At 48.6% G+C, this 17,566-nt stretch carries 13 protein-coding genes; 6 read left to right on the top strand and 7 right to left on the bottom strand.

Translation table 11 applies throughout. The features are described 5' to 3' along the window. Positions 1-758: 758 nt before the first annotated feature. Positions 759-2,192 (bottom strand): chromosomal replication initiator protein DnaA, encoded by a 1,434-nt coding sequence (gene dnaA / locus F0L74_RS32595; protein ID WP_149842050.1) that lies wholly within the window; start codon positions 2,190-2,192, stop codon positions 759-761. Between the two features lie 546 nt (positions 2,193-2,738). Between dnaA and F0L74_RS32590 the strand changes: the two genes are divergently transcribed. The 5 genes from F0L74_RS32590 to F0L74_RS32570 all read left to right on the top strand — a co-directional run bounded on the left by F0L74_RS32590 (position 2,739) and on the right by F0L74_RS32570 (position 7,950). Then, on the top strand, positions 2,739-3,137 hold the full coding sequence (locus tag F0L74_RS32590; protein WP_149842049.1) for a DUF3127 domain-containing protein: 399 nt from the start codon (positions 2,739-2,741) through the stop codon (positions 3,135-3,137). Positions 3,138-3,238: 101 nt separating this feature from the next. Further along, positions 3,239-4,798, top strand: coding sequence for an NAD(P)/FAD-dependent oxidoreductase (locus tag F0L74_RS32585; RefSeq protein WP_149842048.1), 1,560 nt, complete (start codon positions 3,239-3,241; stop codon positions 4,796-4,798). A gap of 32 nt (positions 4,799-4,830) precedes the next feature. Beyond that, positions 4,831-5,697, top strand: a complete 867-nt coding sequence (locus F0L74_RS32580; protein ID WP_149842047.1) for a TraB/GumN family protein — start codon at positions 4,831-4,833, stop codon at positions 5,695-5,697. 38 nt (positions 5,698-5,735) lie between these two features. Continuing rightward, positions 5,736-6,653, top strand: coding sequence for an ABC transporter ATP-binding protein (locus F0L74_RS32575; protein WP_149842046.1), 918 nt, complete (start codon positions 5,736-5,738; stop codon positions 6,651-6,653). Further along, a complete protein-coding gene (locus F0L74_RS32570; protein ID WP_149842045.1) occupies positions 6,646-7,950 on the top strand; it encodes an ABC transporter permease in 1,305 nt (434 codons plus the stop codon). Before F0L74_RS32575 ends, F0L74_RS32570 begins: the two co-directional genes overlap by 8 nt. On the opposite strand, the gene F0L74_RS32565 is transcribed toward F0L74_RS32570, so the two are convergent. Together F0L74_RS32565 and F0L74_RS32560 are read right to left on the bottom strand one after the other, a co-directional pair. Next, on the bottom strand, positions 7,943-8,908 hold the full coding sequence (locus tag F0L74_RS32565; protein WP_149842044.1) for an NAD(P)H-dependent flavin oxidoreductase: 966 nt from the start codon (positions 8,906-8,908) through the stop codon (positions 7,943-7,945). The genes F0L74_RS32570 and F0L74_RS32565 overlap by 8 nt on opposite strands. Before the next feature lie 33 nt (positions 8,909-8,941). Further along, positions 8,942-9,934, bottom strand: a complete 993-nt coding sequence (locus tag F0L74_RS32560) for a sugar phosphate nucleotidyltransferase (RefSeq protein ID WP_149842043.1) — start codon at positions 9,932-9,934, stop codon at positions 8,942-8,944. Positions 9,935-10,152: 218 nt separating this feature from the next. Between F0L74_RS32560 and glyA the strand changes: the two genes are divergently transcribed. Further along, a complete protein-coding gene (glyA, locus tag F0L74_RS32555; protein WP_149842042.1) occupies positions 10,153-11,430 on the top strand; it encodes a serine hydroxymethyltransferase in 1,278 nt (425 codons plus the stop codon). Between the two features lie 71 nt (positions 11,431-11,501). Here glyA and F0L74_RS32550 read toward each other — a convergent pair whose 3' ends face one another. The 4 genes from F0L74_RS32550 to secA form a co-directional block, all read right to left on the bottom strand. Beyond that, complete coding sequence (locus F0L74_RS32550) at positions 11,502-12,686, bottom strand: M20 metallopeptidase family protein (protein WP_149842041.1); 1,185 nt, start codon at positions 12,684-12,686, stop codon at positions 11,502-11,504. Next, entirely contained in the window at positions 12,670-13,113 is a 444-nt protein-coding gene (locus F0L74_RS32545; protein WP_188316257.1) for an SPOR domain-containing protein, read from the bottom strand. Before F0L74_RS32545 ends, F0L74_RS32550 begins: the two co-directional genes overlap by 17 nt. A gap of 25 nt (positions 13,114-13,138) precedes the next feature. Next, complete coding sequence (deoC, locus tag F0L74_RS32540) at positions 13,139-13,825, bottom strand: deoxyribose-phosphate aldolase (RefSeq protein WP_149842039.1); 687 nt, start codon at positions 13,823-13,825, stop codon at positions 13,139-13,141. 150 nt (positions 13,826-13,975) lie between these two features. Then, the gene (gene secA, locus F0L74_RS32535) at positions 13,976-17,305 is read right to left on the bottom strand and encodes a preprotein translocase subunit SecA (RefSeq protein WP_149842038.1); all 3,330 of its coding nucleotides are present in this window, start codon (positions 17,303-17,305) and stop codon (positions 13,976-13,978) included. Between the last annotated feature and the right edge of the window lie 261 nt (positions 17,306-17,566).

The following is a 17,566-nucleotide window of genomic DNA, read 5'->3' as shown; positions in this document are numbered from 1 at the left end:
ATGCGTAGCTGATGGTTGTCGTGGCCATTGGTCAGCACTGTTTGTTCGTAAGGCTGCTGGCGTGATGAGAGGTTGTCATGGCTGAAAGATTTATTATTACGGAATTTTATGAGATCGTCTATAGTCGCGTTCGTTATGCGGCTAATATGTGGTTATAAGATGCTGCTTTGATGAGCCGGACAAATGATGAGGTTAGTGATCCGTAATCTGATACTTCAAGTAATAATTAAAGCCGGCGCTTGTAAAGTATACAGGTTAATATCTTCGGTCCGTGAATAACAAATCATTAACAAAATACATAGTTCAACAACCGCAAATGCAATGAATACTGAGATAAATTATGCATGAGTAACCCCTGCAGGTGGATTAAATATTGATGGTATAATATATGAGATACCATGTCTGCAGGTAAACTCGTATAGATATATAGGGTATAGCAATAGCAGTTAACAAGTATTGATAGTAATAATATGTAGAATATAACAACAGAAGCTAATTACTATTGATCGTAAAAATGCATAGGGTACAATAGCTGCAGGTAGGTTAATACTGCAGGTAATAATATATAGGATACAACAGCTGCGGTATACAGACGATGGAGGCAATAATATATAACGTACCCACTTCAAGTAATAAATAAAGTTGGCGGGGGAATATCGCTATCACCTAATGGTATAGCACAAAAAAAGTCCTGGTATTATACCAGGACTTTTTTAAATAAGGTTCGAGGGTCGTTGATCAACAAGGAGCGCCATTACTTACATGGCTGCCAACTGCACTTTCTGTTGTAATTCAATTACACTGTCGCGGAAAGTAATATCTGTATCCATCAGGTCTTTTACGGTTTGGCAGGAATGGATCACCGTGGTGTGATCGCGACCGCCAAAATGTTCGCCGATGGTCTTTAATGAGTTCTTGGTAAAGGATTTAGCCAGGTACATGGTAATTTGGCGGGCCTGTACGATCTCACGCTTACGGGTCTTCTGCAACAGCTTGTCATACGGAACATCAAAATACTCGCATACCATCTTCTGAATACTTTCGATGGTGATCTCTTTGGAAGAGGTCTTTACAAAAGACTTCAATACCCGCTTGGCCAGTTCCAGGTCTATCTCCTTACGGTTCAGGGAAGATTGTGCCAGCAGGGAGATCAGTGCGCCTTCCAGTTCGCGTACATTGCTCTGTATATTATAAGCCACGTACTTGATCACTTCCTTTGGCATCTCCAGCCCGTCATTACGCATCTTCATCTCCAGGATCTCCATACGGGTCTCAAAGTCCGGCATCTGCATGTCGGCGCTCAGACCCCAACGGAAACGGCTCAGCAGTCTTTCCTGTAATCCGTCCAGGTCTTTGGGCGGTTTATCGGAAGTAAGGATCAGCTGTTTACCGGACTGATGCAGGTGGTTAAAGATGGCGAAGAACGCATCTTGTGTTTTTTCTGCACGGGCAAAGAACTGGATATCATCAACGATCAGTATATCTATTAACTGATAAAAGTGAATAAAGTCATTGATAATACTGTTCTTAGAGTGATCAATGAACTGGTTGATGAACTTCTCAGCGCTAACATACAGCACCGCTTTATTAGGATGTACGCGTTTTACTTCATTACCGATGGCCTGTGCCAGGTGCGTTTTGCCAAGGCCAACGCCGCCATATACCACCAGTGGGTTAAAGGATGTACCTCCGGGTTTCTCGGATACAGTTTTACCGGCTCTTCTTGCTACACGGTTACAATCACCTTCAATAAAGGAATCAAAAGTGTAGTTCGGATTCAATTGTGAATCAATCTGTACACGCTTGATGCCAGGAATAACAAAAGGATTCTTTACTGGATTCTGTATGGTTAACGGAAAATCTACCTCACTGTCTTTCTGGGGTTTAGTGAACTGGGTTGGCATATTCACCGTTTTGGGATGCTGGTGCGGTGTGCCGTTCTCTACTACTATCCTGTACTCTAACCTTGCTTCTTTACCTAATTCCCGTTTGATCGTCTTTCCAAGTAATCCTACATAATGTTCTTCCAGATACTCATAAAAGAATTGGCTCGGTACCTGTATCGTTAAAACATTGTTTTCAAGTTTGATGGGCTTAATAGGTTCAAACCAGGTCTTAAATGGCTGCCATTCCACAATATCCCTAATTATATTAAGACACCTTTCCCAAACTTGTTCGCAAGTTTTATTCATTGAGCAAAAAAAAATTATTTGTTGTTAATTAAGGATGTTCTCGAATTCAAAATTCCCCAACGGTGGATGTTGAAAAACTTTCAGACAGGACGACGAATATCTGTAGAAAATGTTGAAAAAAAAAATTTATCTACCCTTGTTTATCTCCCTGTAATGACAGTCTTTCCGTACTTATTTTTGTACCACTCCACGTCCCTCTAAGCGTTGATTCTATTGCGTTTTACACTAATGTAATAAAGGTAAAATACAGCGGTCTGATATACAGTTGCTTCTAATTTTGATTAACCCATTTAGCATAGAATTGCATATAGAACTGATAAAATAATATGGTACGTTTTGAATGTTCACTAATCGTTAACAAATTTGTTAGAGCGTGCAAAACTATGTTAGTATCTGCATTAAAAAAAATCGCCCTCCCTATATCAAATACCGTGCAAATTTATTATATGACTGCGCCAGCGTGCATAGCCTGTGTAAAATTTATTTCCTTACAATACAGTCAAATACCTATCTTTGGCGCATCTGAACAGTTAAAAAAATATTTTTATGAGTTTTGAAATCATAGGAAAGTTGATCGTGAAGTATAATACGGTGCAACGCAGCGAAACCTTTAAAACAAGGGAATTCGTTATCGAAAAATCTGATGATATCAACGGACGGGTTATCAATAACTATATTAAGTTCCAGTGCGTACAGGATCGTACAAATATCGTAGACCGTTTTAATGAAGGAGAAACCGTAAAAGTATACTTCAATATTAAAGGTACCCGTTGGGAAAAAGACGGTAAGGTAAACTACATTACCAACCTCGACGCCTGGCGTATGGAATCTGTAGTAGCTGGCGCAGCTCCCGGAGCTGACCGCATGCCTAACTACAACACCTCTCAGGAAGTACCTGCTTCGCAGGGTGGTGGTGCGCAGGATACAGACGATCTTCCGTTCTAAGCAAACCGGATAAAAGATATGAAAGGTGAATAGCGGAGGTTTCGCTATTCACCTTTCAGTTTTCACTCAATTGCATTTTTTAGGATAAATACCTAACCTGCATGATACAACAGCTCTCTCTTAAACTATCCCCGCAGGAAGCGGCTTCAGATATCACCATTATTGGTCATATAGCCGCTGCCCTGAGCATACCGGCAAAGTCCATTACCGGATATAATATATTAAAGCGCTCTATAGACGCGCGTTCCCGTAATATATACTTCCTTCTTACCATACAGGCGTTTGTGAATGAGCCATTCCAGGAACGGAATACCTTCATACCAATATATGATACGCTGCCACCGGATGCGCCGCGGGTGGTGATCGTAGGCGCCGGTTCCGCAGGGTTGTTTGCGGCATTACGTTGTATAGAGGCAGGTATAAAACCGGTAGTACTGGAGCGCGGGCCTGATGTGCGCACACGCCGCCGCGACCTGGCTGCGCTCAATAAGAACGGTGAAGTGAACCCGGAGTCCAATTACTGTTTTGGAGAAGGCGGCGCCGGCACTTACTCAGATGGTAAGTTGTATACACGTTCTACAAAACGTGGAGATGTAAACCGCATATTGGGCATTTTTGTTCATTTTGGCGCACCGGAAAAAATAGCATACGAAGCGCATCCGCATATTGGCACCAATAAGCTGCCGCATATCATTACCGCTATGCGCGGGCAGATCATCAACAGCGGCGGAGAAGTGCATTTCAATGAAAAGGTAACTGCCCTGCGCCTGCGCAACAGTGAGGTGACCGGCGTGCAAACAGCCGCCGGCAACAGCTTTGATGCGCAGCATGTAATACTGGCTACCGGCCACTCTGCCCGCGATATCTTTGAAATGCTGCACCAGCAACAGATCCTTATCGAAGCCAAACCTTTTGCGCTGGGCGTGCGCGCAGAACATCCGCAGTCGCTTATAGACAGTGCGCAGTATCATAACCCGGTAAGAAGCGAATATTTGCCCCCCGCCAGTTATAGCCTGGTAGAGCAGGTGCAGGGAAGAGGCGTATTTTCGTTCTGTATGTGCCCGGGTGGCATTATTGCACCCGCCGCTACCAATCCTGGCGAGTTAGTAGTGAACGGATGGTCGCCCTCTAAACGCAATAACCCGTTTGCCAATTCCGGTATGGTCGTAACCGTAGACGAAACAGACTTTGCGCCCTTCGCCCATAAGGGGCCGCTAGCGGCTATGTATTATCAGCAGATGGTAGAGCAGCAGGCTTACCAGGCAGGCGGCGGCCAGTTTGTGGCGCCGGCGCAGCGTATGACGGACTTCGTAAACGGGAAACTGTCTGCCACACTGCCAGATTGCTCCTACGTGCCTGGCGTAAAAAGCGCAGATCTCCGTACGGTATTGCCAGCTGCCGTATACACGCGTTTGGCGCAGGCCTTCAAAGCCTTTGGCCGTAAGATGAGAGGATATTATACGAATGAAGCCATCCTGGTGGCCACAGAATCACGTACCTCATCCCCGGTGCGCATACCCAGGGATAACGACACCCTGATGCACCCGCAGATAAAGGGATTGTACCCCTGTGGAGAAGGCGCGGGTTATGCCGGCGGTATTGTATCTGCTGCCATGGATGGAGAACGGGTGGTAGACGCCATCATACAAACAAAACAATAACAGCTACTTTGCCAATAAAGAATCCCAACACTATGCGTAATTTGATGTACTCCCTGTCAGCCCTGCTGGCGGCTATCTTCGCGTGCGCGCCCACCGCTGCCGCCCAGCGTCCCCTGGAAAGATCACTGCTTTGGGAGATAAGCGGCAATGGCCTGCAACAGCCCTCCTATATATATGGTACCATGCACCTCATGTGCCCCGGCGATTTTGCCGTATCTGACAAAACCCGGCGGGTTTTTGCCAGCACCGGCAAACTGGTGCTGGAGGTAAACATGTTCGACCCCAATGAGCTGGTGGTACTGCAGCAGAAGATGCTGTCAGATACGCCGCAGAGCGTACGTCTCTCACCGGAGCGTTATGCCTGGCTGGACTCATTACTGCAAAAGCAGGCAGGCGTTCCCTTAAAACCGTTTGATAATTTCCGCTTGTCTGTATTAGCTGCCCTGATGGCGCAGAAAGCATTTAGCTGTGATAGCACCCGCTCTTACGAAGAGGAGTTTAAGAACATGGCAGACAGCCGGCACATCACCCTTAGCGGGCTGGAAACCATGGAAGAAGAAGCGGACTACTTCAATAAGGCCTTTACAGATGAATATGTATTGCAGCAGCTGACCGGTTTTGATGATATGAAAAAGGAAACGTTGTTGTCTGTCCAATACTACAAAGCGGAAGATGTGGAAGCAATGTATAAGATGATGACAGCGGATAAAAGCATGGATGAGCAGAGCCGCTACTGGCTGCTGGAGGTACGGAATGCCAACTGGGTACAACGTATGCCCGCTATCATGAAAGCCGGCAGCACTTTCTTTGCTGTAGGCGCCGGGCACCTGGCGGGAGAGAAAGGCGTGATCCGCCTGTTAAGGGCCGGCGGATACACCGTAAAGCCTGTCATGGAATAAGATTGTAAATCTTCTATTAATATTCTACATTCATTGGTATGAATTTACTGGAGGTTAAACACCTGAAAAAATACTATGCCACCCATAAAGCGGTGGATGACATTAGTTTCGTCATCCCGCAGGGCAGCATTTTTGGGCTGCTAGGGCCTAACGGCGCGGGCAAAACCACGCTGCTACGCATGATCACGGGCATTTTTTACCCGGATGAAGGACAGATCCTGTTCAAAGACCGTCCCTTTAACCCGGAGCAGGACGTACACGCCATTGGGTACATGCCGGAAGAAAGAGGCCTGTACAAGAAAATGCGGGTAGGGGAACAGGCCTTGTACCTGGCGCAGCTAAAAGGCCTGTCTGAAAAAGAGGCAAAGGAGAAAGTGAAACACTGGTTCAATAAGTTTGATATGAACGGCTGGTGGAACAAAAAAGTGGAGGAGCTGAGTAAAGGCATGCAGCAAAAAGTACAGTTCATCTCCACCATCCTGCACCAGCCTTCCCTGCTTATACTGGATGAGCCCTTCTCCGGCCTGGACCCGCTGAACGCCAACCTGATCAAACAGGAGATCTTTGAGATGAGCCGTACAGGCACCACCATCATCTTCAGCACCCACCGTATGGAGCAGGTAGAGGAGATCTGCGACCGCATTATCCTGGTAAATAAAGGAGAAAAGCTGCTGGATGGCCCGGTAAGGGAGATCCGCCAAACATTCAAACAGCATCTCTTCCGCATAGGCGTGGGGGCTATTCCCAATTTTGCCCAGATGGCCACTTACCATTTTACTATTGTGGAGCAGCACGACCATGCCTATATCGTAAAGCTGAATGAGGACAGCACCACCAACGATATACTCCTGCACTTCATCCGCCAGGAGATACCGGTCACCTCTTTTGAAGAGATCCTGCCCACCCTCAACGAAATATTCATTACCCAGGTACAGAAAACTACGCAAGATGCATAAGATATGGCTCATCATAAAAAGGGAATTCTATACCCGCGTACGCAAAAGAAGCTTTCTGCTGCTAACGTTCCTGATTCCTGTATTCTTTGCCGGCGTGGTCATCATACCGGTACTCATCGCCGTTAAGGGAGATGATAACAAACGTATTGCCGTGATAGATGAAAGTAAGCTCTTCACCGGTAATATGCCGGATGCAAAGGGCATCTACTTTAAACCGCTCACCCTTGTAGATATTGATACATTCAAACATACCTACGACACTTACGGTTATGACGGAGTGCTGTATATACCGGAGCTGGATCTAAACCGCCCTACCGGCATTGCCTATTACAGTAAAGGCCGCGCCAGCATGACACTGGAAAGCAACCTTAACCGGCAGGTGAACGATATCATAGAAAAGAAACGGCTGGAGCAAGCGGGTATTGACCGGCAAAAGCTGGAAGAAGCCAAAAGCAATATAGATATTGATTTCCGCAGTGGCGAAGATGAGAAGAAGGGGAGCTCTACCGTTGCCTATGCAGTAGGCTACAGCAGCGGGTTTATCATCTATATTATCCTGATGGTATTTGGTATGTCCGTGATGCGTGGCGTAATGGAAGAGAAAGTAAGCCGTATAGCGGAAGTGATGATCTCGAGCGTAAAACCTTTCCAGCTGATGATGGGTAAGATCGTAGGCATTGCCGGCGTAGGCCTGTTGCAGTTCCTTATCTGGGCGGTATTGCTCGTGGGTATACAATTGCTGTTGCCCCTCTTCCTTTCGCCGGACAGCGTGCAGGCGCTCAATCACGGCGCAGCTGCGCAGAATACCAGCAATGCCGCTATGGTAGAAGCGATGGAAAAGCTTAACTATGTAACGGGCAGCATTAACTGGGGCTTGCTGGTGAGCTGTTTCCTGTTCTATTTCCTGGGTGGTTACCTGTTCTACTCATCCCTGTTTGCCGCGGTGGGCAGCCTGGTAAATGAAGATCCCAATGATGTGCAGGCGCTTACTTTTCCTATTACCCTGCCGGTGATCATTGGTATTATGATCATGATCTCCGCTGTGCAAAACCCTAACAGCGCGCTGGCGGTATGGGGCAGCATTATTCCGTTTACTTCTCCTATGGTAATGATGGCGCGTTTGCCTTATGGGGTGCCCGGCACCGTGGCGTACTGGGAACTGGGGCTTTCCATTATATGCCTGATAGCAGGCTTTTTATTTACTACCTGGGCGGCCGGGAAAATATACCGTACGGGTATATTGATGTATGGGAAAAAGATCTCATTGAAAGAGGCCGCGAAGTGGATATTTAGATAGCGCCATTAACAGCTAGCCTCCGGCATGTTTCCCTAAACTCGTTCCATATTTCTGCTACTACATCTGCAGCCGGTTGGATGTTATTTATCAGCGCGCTTACCTGGCCTATTTCCAGTTCGCCTTCTTCCAGCTGTCCTTCGAACATACCTTTCTTGGCGCGGCTCCGGCCCAGCAGTTGTTTTAATTCTTCTGCGTTGGCGCCGCGGTCTTCCGCTGCTTTTATGCTGTCATAGAATTGGTTTTTGATCAGGCGTACAGGAGTTACTTTCTTAAGGGATAATATGGTATCGCCTTCGCCTGCGTGCAGGATGGCTTGTTTAAAATGCTCATGGGAAGAGGCTTCCGGCGTAGCTACAAAACGGCTGCCGCACTGCACGCCTTCTGCGCCCAGGGCAAAAGCCGCTGCCATGGCCTTTCCGGAGCCAATACCGCCTGCGGCTATCACCGGTATCTTTACCTGCGCGCATACGGCTGGTATCAGCACCATAGTGGTGGTCTCCTCCCGCCCGTTATGCCCACCGGCCTCAAAACCTTCTGCTACCACGGCATCTACACCGGCGGCCTCGCTTTTAAGGGCAAAAGCAGAACTGGATACTACATGCACTACGGTTATGCCTGCTGCTTTAAGGGTAGGCGTCCAGGTTTTGGGATTGCCGGCGCTGGTAAATACGATCTTTACGCCTTCTTCTATAATAATGCGGATCAGCTGATCTATATCAGGGTACAACAGCGGCACGTTTACGCCAAAGGGTTGGCTGGTAGCAGCCTTACATTTACGGATATGCTCCTGCAGCACCGCGGGGTACATACTGCCTGCGCCAATAAGGCCCAGGCCTCCGGCATTACTTACCGCACTGGCTAAACGCCAGCCGCTGGCCCAGATCATGCCGGCCTGTATAATAGGATATTGCGTATGAAAGAGTTGCGTGATACGATTGCTGTATGCTTGTGTAACCATACAGCAATTTAATTACTAATTGGTAATTACAAATTAGCCCAGGTCTATTTCCGTATTGTCCCCAATATTCAGGCTTTGGCTTAACCCGCGTATATTGGCGTCACTACCTATGAGGGATGATTTCAGCACTACCTCGTATAGATTAGTGAAAGAGCCAACAATAGAATCCTTTACAATGGAGTAGCTCACCACGGTATTGTCGCCTATGGCTACATTGGGGCCGATGATAGAGTGTTTGATATTACAACCTTCGCCTATACTTACCGGCGGAATGATGATAGTGCCTTCATAGGGCAGTACCGGGTTATTGGCCAGCCGGTATTTTTTGAGGAGGATGGCATTTGTTTCCAGCAGGGTTTCCTTGCGGCCACAGTCAAACCAGTTGCTTACTTTAAAGGGTTTGAAGGTGACGTTATGCTGTATCATACATTCCAGCGCATCTGTGAGCTGGAATTCGTCATGCGATTTTATCTTCTGGTCAATATTGCTTTGCAGGCAATCATACAGCTGCGCCGTTTCCTTTATCTTGTAAAGGCCTACCAATGCCAGGTTGGACTTGGGGATCTGCGGTTTTTCCACCACCCGGGTAATGCGGCTCTGCTCATCTATCTCCGCTACGCCAAAATTGCGCGGATCATCCACTTTTTTCAGGCCCAGCATAGATACCGGTGAGTTGATCAGCTCATGGTAATCGCCTTCGCAGATGGTATCGCCCAGCACGATCAGGATCTCATCATCCTTTACTACCTCCCGGGTGAGCAATATGGCGTGCCCGGTACCCTCGCGGCTGTTCTGCTGCACAAAATGACAGGTAAGGGTAGGGTATTTCTGCTCTACATAATGCTGGATCTTCTCCCCCAGGTAACCCACTACAAATACAAATTCCTGTAATCCTGCTTCCACCAGCTGATCGATGATGATGCTTAAAATGGTCCTTCCTGCTAAGGGTATCAGCGCTTTGGGTTGTGTATATGTATGTGGACGTAGCTTGGTGCCTGCACCTGCTACTGGTATTATGGCCTTCATTCTTGGTATTAGGTTTAGAATATGCTCGGCTGTCTGTTGTTCCAGCGCTTATATAACGGCCCGGATATGGCCCTGAGCGCGTGAAGATAGTAATTTTTTTAAAAAGGGCCAGTACGGGCTAATTAGTGATCACTAATTAGCAATTAACCCCGTATTATCCCGATATTATTGCATTTCATTACCCTTTCCACTATTTTTGCAGCAAATTTTAAAGCTACATGCAAAGAGACAACCAGATATTTGATATCATCCGCCAGGAACTGGAACGTCAGCGCCACGGCATAGAATTGATAGCTTCTGAGAACTTTACCAGCTTGCAGGTAATGCAGGCTATGGGTACAGTACTGACCAATAAATATGCTGAAGGGTACCCCGGACGGAGATATTATGGTGGTTGTGAAGTGGTGGATCAAAGCGAGCAGTTGGCTATTGACAGGGCTAAACAGATCTTTGGGGCAGAATATGCCAACGTACAGCCTCACTCCGGCGCACAGGCCAATGCAGCCGTAATGATGGCCATCCTGCAACCCGGCGATAAGATCCTGGGCCTGGACCTGAGCATGGGCGGTCACCTGACCCACGGCTCTGCCGTTAACTACTCCGGAAAGCTGTACCATCCGCTGTTTTACGGCGTAAACAAGGAAACCGGCCTGGTAGAGTACGATAAGATGGAAGAGATCGCCCTGAAAGAAAAGCCGAAATTGATCATCTGTGGCGCCAGCGCCTACAGCCGTGACTGGGATTATAAACGCATCCGCGCTATTGCTGACCAGGTAGGCGCCTTTGTAATGGCGGATATAGCCCATCCGGCCGGTCTGATCGCCAAAGGTTTACTGAACTCTCCTTTTGCGCACTGTCATTTTGTAACTACCACTACACATAAGACCCTGCGCGGTCCCCGTGGCGGTATGATCCTGCTGGGCAAGGACTTTGAGAATCCTTTTGGCCTCAAAACCCCCAAAGGCGAGATCCGTATGATGAGCTCCCTGCTGGATACAGCCGTATTCCCCGGCATACAGGGCGGTCCGCTGGAGCATGTAATTGCCGCCAAAGCAGTGTCCTTCTTCGAGATCCTGTCTGACGAATACGATGTATACGCCCGCCAGATCCTGAAAAACGCCCAGTCTATGGCCAAAGCCTTTGTAGAAAAAGGTTACCAGATCATCTCCGGCGGTACGGATAACCACCTGCTGCTGATAGACCTGCGCAATAAGGATATTTCCGGTAAAAAAGCAGAGCAGGTGCTGGTAAAGGCAGATATTACGGTAAATAAAAACATGGTGCCTTTTGATGATAAATCAGCCTTTGTAACCTCCGGTATCCGCGTTGGGGTGCCCGCTATCACTACCCGTGGCCTGAAAGAGGAACATATGCTGCAGATCGTGCAGTGGATGGACGAGCTGCTGATGGACGCTGACAATGACGCCACCATCACCAAAGTAAGGAAAGAAGTAAACAGCTTTATGGGCCAGTTCCCGCTGTATCCTGAGCTGTAAAGTGATTATATATAATAAGAAAGTCCCGCTCCGGAAGCGGGACTTTCTTATTTATGTGCGTTCCGTTATGATCAATCTATCAGCAATTCCGCTGCCAGGTAAGCCATAGCGCCTATCCCTATCTCGATCGCATTTTCATCTATATCAAAAGTAGGCGTATGTACGCCGGAGGTAATGCCCCTGGCTTTATTGCCGGTACCCAGCCGGTAAAAGCAGGCGGGTATCTGCTGGGAGTAATAGGCAAAATCCTCTGCTCCCATACGTACTTCCGTATCCAGTACCTGCTCCATGCCCAGGTATTCTTCTGCCAGGGCGCGCGCTTTAGCGGTAACGGATTCGTTATTATAAAGGGTAGGGTAGCCTACTAAAATATCAATCTCTATCTCTGCTCCCATGGCGTGTGCCAGCTCAGTAGCCTGTTTTTTGATCAGGTCATGGGCCTTAAAGCGCCAGGTTTCGTCCATAGCACGGAATGTGCCCATCAGCTTCACTTCGCTGGGGATCACATTGGTAGTATGGCCGCCGTTGAAAGCGCAGATGGAAAGCACGGAAGGGGAGAAGGGATCGTTATTACGGCTGATGATCTGCTGCAGGCTCACTACCAGGTGCGAGGCCACCAGGATGGTATCGACGGTAAGATGGGGCTGTGCCGCATGACCGCCTTTGCCTTTGATGGTGATATAGATCTCATCCGCACTGGCCATATATTTGCCGCTGCGGAAACCCAGGGTACCCACTTCCATGGAAGGCTGCACATGCAGGCCCAGGATGGCTTGCGGCCGTGGGTTTTCCAGCGCGCCGTCTGCTATCATCAGGCTGGCCCCGCCGGGGTGCTTTTCTTCACCGGGCTGGAACAATACTTTAACGGTGCCTTCAAACCCGTCCCTTACCTCCTGCAATATGCGGGTGGCGCCCAGTACGCAGGTGGTATGCACATCATGCCCGCAGGCATGCATGATGCCCTGGTTCAGGGATTTATAAGGTACATTATTCGCTTCTGTAATGGGTAAGGCGTCAATATCCGCCCGTATGGCCACAATGCGTTTGGAAGGGTTCCGGCCCGCTATCAGCGCCACTATGCCGGTGCCGGCTACATTGGGCTGGTAGGATACGCCAAATTCAGTCAGCTTTTGCTGTATAAAGGCAGATGTGGCGTGTTCTTCAAAAGACAGTTCGGGATGGGAATGGATATGATGTCTGATATCTATAAATGCCGGTGCATACTCCCTGGCTAAGCGCTTAATACGATTCTTCATTCTGTAATTCTTTATCCGGAGACACATTGATAACCGCAGGTACTACAAATACGCCGTGCGGGAACAGGTCGGATAATCTATCACGCAGGTCTGTTGCTTCTTCACGGCTCTTAAAATCGCCTATACGTACCTTAAAATAGGGCGCCTGGAAATCGATATAGGCGCGGTACTCCGGGTATGCCTGCATGGCGCGGGCTTTGGCCTCATTGGCCTCATTACGTTTGTTGGTGGTGATCACCTGCACCCTGAAGCCGGGCTGGTTGCGGATGGCCAGGGTATTGATATAGATCTGCTTTTTGATGAGCATATCAATACGGCTGTCCTTGATCACCTTTACATTGCCTCCGCTTGCCGTGGCAAAGCTGCTGTCTTGCGCAGCGGCTATCCCGCCTATCAAAACGAATGCTGCTGTAATAAAGAATTTCATCGGAATTATGTTTATACGGATCATTTTAATAGCCTGTGCCTGCGTCTGCAGTGGATGCCCCTTCGCTTTCCTTCATAATGGCCACGCTGCTGCTGCAGCCCAGCCTTGTTGCTCCCGCGGCTATCAGCTCCTGGGCGAAGGCAAAGGTACGAATACCGCCGGACGCTTTTATCTGTATATTGGCCGGCAGGTGCTGGCGCATGAGCCGTACGGCTTCCACGCTGGCCCCTTTTTCTGCATAACCCGTAGAGGTTTTCACAAAATCCACCCCGTACCTGGCATACAGCTCGCAGCATCTGATGATCTCTGCTTCCAATAATATGCCACTTTCTATGATCACCTTAATTACTTTCCCTTTTGTGCGGATGATCTGCATGACGGTAGCAATCTCCTTTTCCAGGTAGGCCCAGTCCCCGTTGCGGATGGCGATCAGGTTGGCCACCATATCCAGCTCATCCGCCCCATCTATAATGCCCAGCACAGTTTCCGCTACCTTGGCCTCTATGGCGGAATAGCCAAATGGGAAGCCGGTTACGGTAGCTACCTTCACATGAGTATTGGCAGTAAAAGCTTTGGCGATCTTTACAAAAGGAGGGGGCACACAAACCGCCGCAAATTGGTAAGCGGCAGCTTCCATACACAGGTTTTTGATCTCTTCCTGTGTAGTGACAGGTTTCAGGATAGTATGGTCAATGTATTGATTCAGATCCATGACATTAATTTTTCAATGTGCTAATATGTCAATGTGCCAATGGTATGATCCTAAGATCTCCATTAGCACATTAACTTATTGGTATCCAGTAATTTTACAGTCGCTTCAAATCCATCCGCACATTAGCATATCTGCACATTAGCACATTACTTACAGGTCTTTTCCGTGACACTGTTTATATTTCTTTCCGCTACCGCAGGGGCAGGGATCATTACGGCCTACTTTAGGGCCTATACGTACAGGCTCCTGGCGTGCCGGCTCTGCGTTGGTGGCATATTCCTGCTGCTCTGTGGCAGTAGCGTTGCCGCCGTGGCCATTTTCAAACTCCTGGTGGGAGGCGCGCATACGGCTCATATCTGTCCGCTGCTCATGGCCTTCCCGGATCTCTGCCGGTTGCTCACGGTCTTCCCTTACGGGGATGCCGCATTTGCACAGGAAGGAAACGATCTCACGGCTGGTTTCGCCGTCCATCTGTTTAAACAGGTTAAATGCTTCAAACTTATAGATCAGTAACGGATCTTTTTGTTCGAATACGGCATTCTGTACAGATTGTTTCAGATCATCCATTGCGCGCAGGTGCTCTTTCCATGACTCATCTATCAGCGCCAGGGTAATGCTGCGTTCCAGGGCGTTCAGGGTTTCTGTGCCGTTGGTATCTATTACTTTCTGCAGGTTGGCCAGCACGTTAATGCCTTTTTTACCGTCAGTGAAAGGAATAGAGATATTCTCTATCTGGTGGCCCTGCTCTTTATGGATCTGTTTGATCACGGGCAGGGTCTTTTCTGCTACTTCAGCGGTCTTGCGCTCATAGTTCTCCTTGGCCTGGTGGTACAGCTTGGTGGTCAGCAGGGCAGCATCTGTCCTCGCCAGCTCCTCTGCTGTAATATCCGTATCAATGGAGAAGTTCATGATAGCATCCAGCGTAAAGGCTTCATGGTCGTTGCTTTCTTTGTGGGTGGCAATGATACCTTCCGCTACGTCATAGAATGCATTGTCAATGTCAATGGCCAGGCGCTCGCCAAACAATGCGTGGTTACGTTTGGCATAGATCACCGTACGTTGTTTGTTCATCACATCATCATACTCCAGCAGGCGTTTACGGATGCCAAAGTTGTTCTCTTCCACTTTACGTTGTGCGCGCTCTATGGAGCGGGTGATCATGCTGTGCTGGATCACTTCGCCCTCTTTATAACCCATGCGGTCCATCAGGCCGGCAATACGGTCAGAGCCGAACATACGCATCAGGTCATCTTCCAGGGATACAAAGAACTGGGAAGTACCGGGGTCGCCCTGACGGCCGGCACGGCCACGCAGCTGGCGGTCCACACGGCGGCTTTCATGCCTTTCCGTACCAATGATGGCCAAACCGCCAGCGTCTTTTACGCCGGGGCCCAGTTTAATATCCGTACCACGACCGGCCATGTTGGTGGCGATGGTCACGGCGCCGGCCAAACCTGCTTCGGCCACTATCTGGGCCTCACGGGCGTGCTGTTTGGCGTTCAGTACGTTATGCGGGATCTTTTCAAAGGTGAGCATCTTGCCCAGCAGCTCAGATACTTCTACGGAGGTAGTACCTACCAGTACCGGGCGGCCTTTGGCCTGCAATACCTTGACCTCTTCTATTACGGCCCTGTATTTATCGCGTTTGGTCTTATATACCAGGTCTTCCGCGTCAATACGGGTAATGGGCAGGTTGGTGGGGATGGTTACCACATCCAGCTTGTATATTTCCCAGAACTCGCCTGCTTCCGTTACGGCCGTACCGGTCATACCGGCCAGCTTGTGGTGCATACGGAAGTAGTTCTGTAAGGTGATGGTCGCAAAGGTTTGGGTGGCGGCTTCCACTTTCACGTTTTCCTTGGCTTCAATGGCCTGGTGTAAACCGTCGGAATAGCGGCGGCCTTCGAGTATACGGCCGGTCTGCTCATCCACGATCTTTACTTTACCGTCCATTACTACGTATTCCACGTCGTTGTCAAACAGGGTATATGCTTTCAGCAATTGTTGTACGGAGTGGATACGGTCGGATTTCAGCGCAAAGTCCTGCAGCAGCTGGTCCTTCCGTTGCAGCTTCTCTTCCGGGGAGATGGGCAGCTTTTCTATTTCTGCAATTTCAGATCCTACATCCGGCATTACGAAGAAGTTTTCGTCTTCGCCGGATTGGGTGATCAGGGCAATACCCTTATCTGTAAGGTCTACACTATTGTTCTTCTCGTCTATATGGAAATATAGTTCCTCGTCCACTTTCGGCATTTCGCGCTGCTGGTCTGCCAGGTAGTAGTTCTCTGCTTTCTGCAGCAGTACTTTATTACCGGCTTCGCTCAGGTATTTGATCAGGGCGCTGTTCTTTGGCAGGCCGCGCCATGCGCGCATTAATGCTAAACCGCCGGTCTTCGGGTCATCCTTACCTTCGGCGATCAGTTTTTTGGCCTCGTTGAGGAACTGGGTGGTTACTTTTTTCTGGGCGTCTACCAGGCGTTGTATGCGGGGTTTCAGTACATGGAACTCCTGCTCGTCGCCGCGGGGGATAGGGCCGGAGATGATCAGCGGGGTACGCGCATCATCCACCAGTACACTGTCCACCTCATCCACCATGGCAAAATGGTGTTTACGCTGCACCATTTCTTCCGGGCTGTGTACCATGTTATCGCGGAGGTAGTCAAAACCAAATTCGTTATTAGTGCCGTATGTGATATCAGCCAGGTAAGCGTTCCGGCGTTCGGTGCTGTTAGGCTGGTGTTTATCTATGCAATCTACGGTCAATCCCAGGAATTCAAAGATAGGACCGTTCCACTCGGAGTCACGACGGGCCAGGTAATCGTTCACCGTTACAATGTGCACGCCTTCTGCTGCCAGGGCATTCAGATAAGCGGGCAGGGTGGATACCAGGGTCTTACCTTCACCCGTTGCCATCTCAGCAATTTTTCCCTGGTGTAGTACCATACCGCCAATTAGCTGTACATCATAGTGTACCATGTTCCAGGTAACGTCAGAACCGGCTGCCGGCCAGGTGTTCTTCCACGTCACTTTGTCACCCTCAATGGTCAGGTAAGGTTTCTTTACTGCCAGTTGGCGGTCCAGCTCAGTAGCGGTGGCGGTGAGGGTAGGATTCTGGGAAAAACGGCGGGCGGTTTCCTTTACAACGGCAAAGGCTTCCGGTAACAGCTGATCCAGGATAACTTCGATCTGTTTATCCCGGTCTTTTTTCATTTTATCTATTTCCTGGTAGATGGTGTCTTTAAGGGAAACGTCTGCCTCTGTTTCTGCGGCATGCTGTTTAGCAGCCAGCGCCTCGTCTATATTCGCCAGATGTTCTTTGATGCGTGCGCGGAACTCCTGTGTTTTATTACGGAGGTCATCCAAAGGCAGGGACTGTAGTTTTTCAAACGCCTCATTGATCTGTTTTACACGGGGCAGCAAAGTCTTAATATCTCTTTCAGACTTGTGTCCGCCAAAAATTTTTGTTAAAAAACCTAACATGCGAATAAATTATGTATGCGAATAATAAGGGTTCCTTTTATCTCCATACCATACAGTAACAGTTGCATGGATACAGTTGGCAATGGATGTATTACAAATAATATGCTTGGAAAATATAAGTGACAAGCTGTCAGCGTCACCCTGTTTTACAAGGAATGTAAAATTAGGAATAATTTACTGATAGGGATGTAATAATTAAGGGTTATTAAAGAAGTGATCATTTAGGGACAAGCGCCGTTATCATAGCCGCAGTTTCCGCCC

This window comes from Chitinophaga agrisoli (assembly GCF_008386695.1).
Taxonomy (GTDB): domain Bacteria; phylum Bacteroidota; class Bacteroidia; order Chitinophagales; family Chitinophagaceae; genus Chitinophaga; species Chitinophaga agrisoli.
The sequence above is the reverse complement of the archived record's forward strand: the minus strand, read 5'-3'. Positions and strand labels throughout refer to the sequence as shown.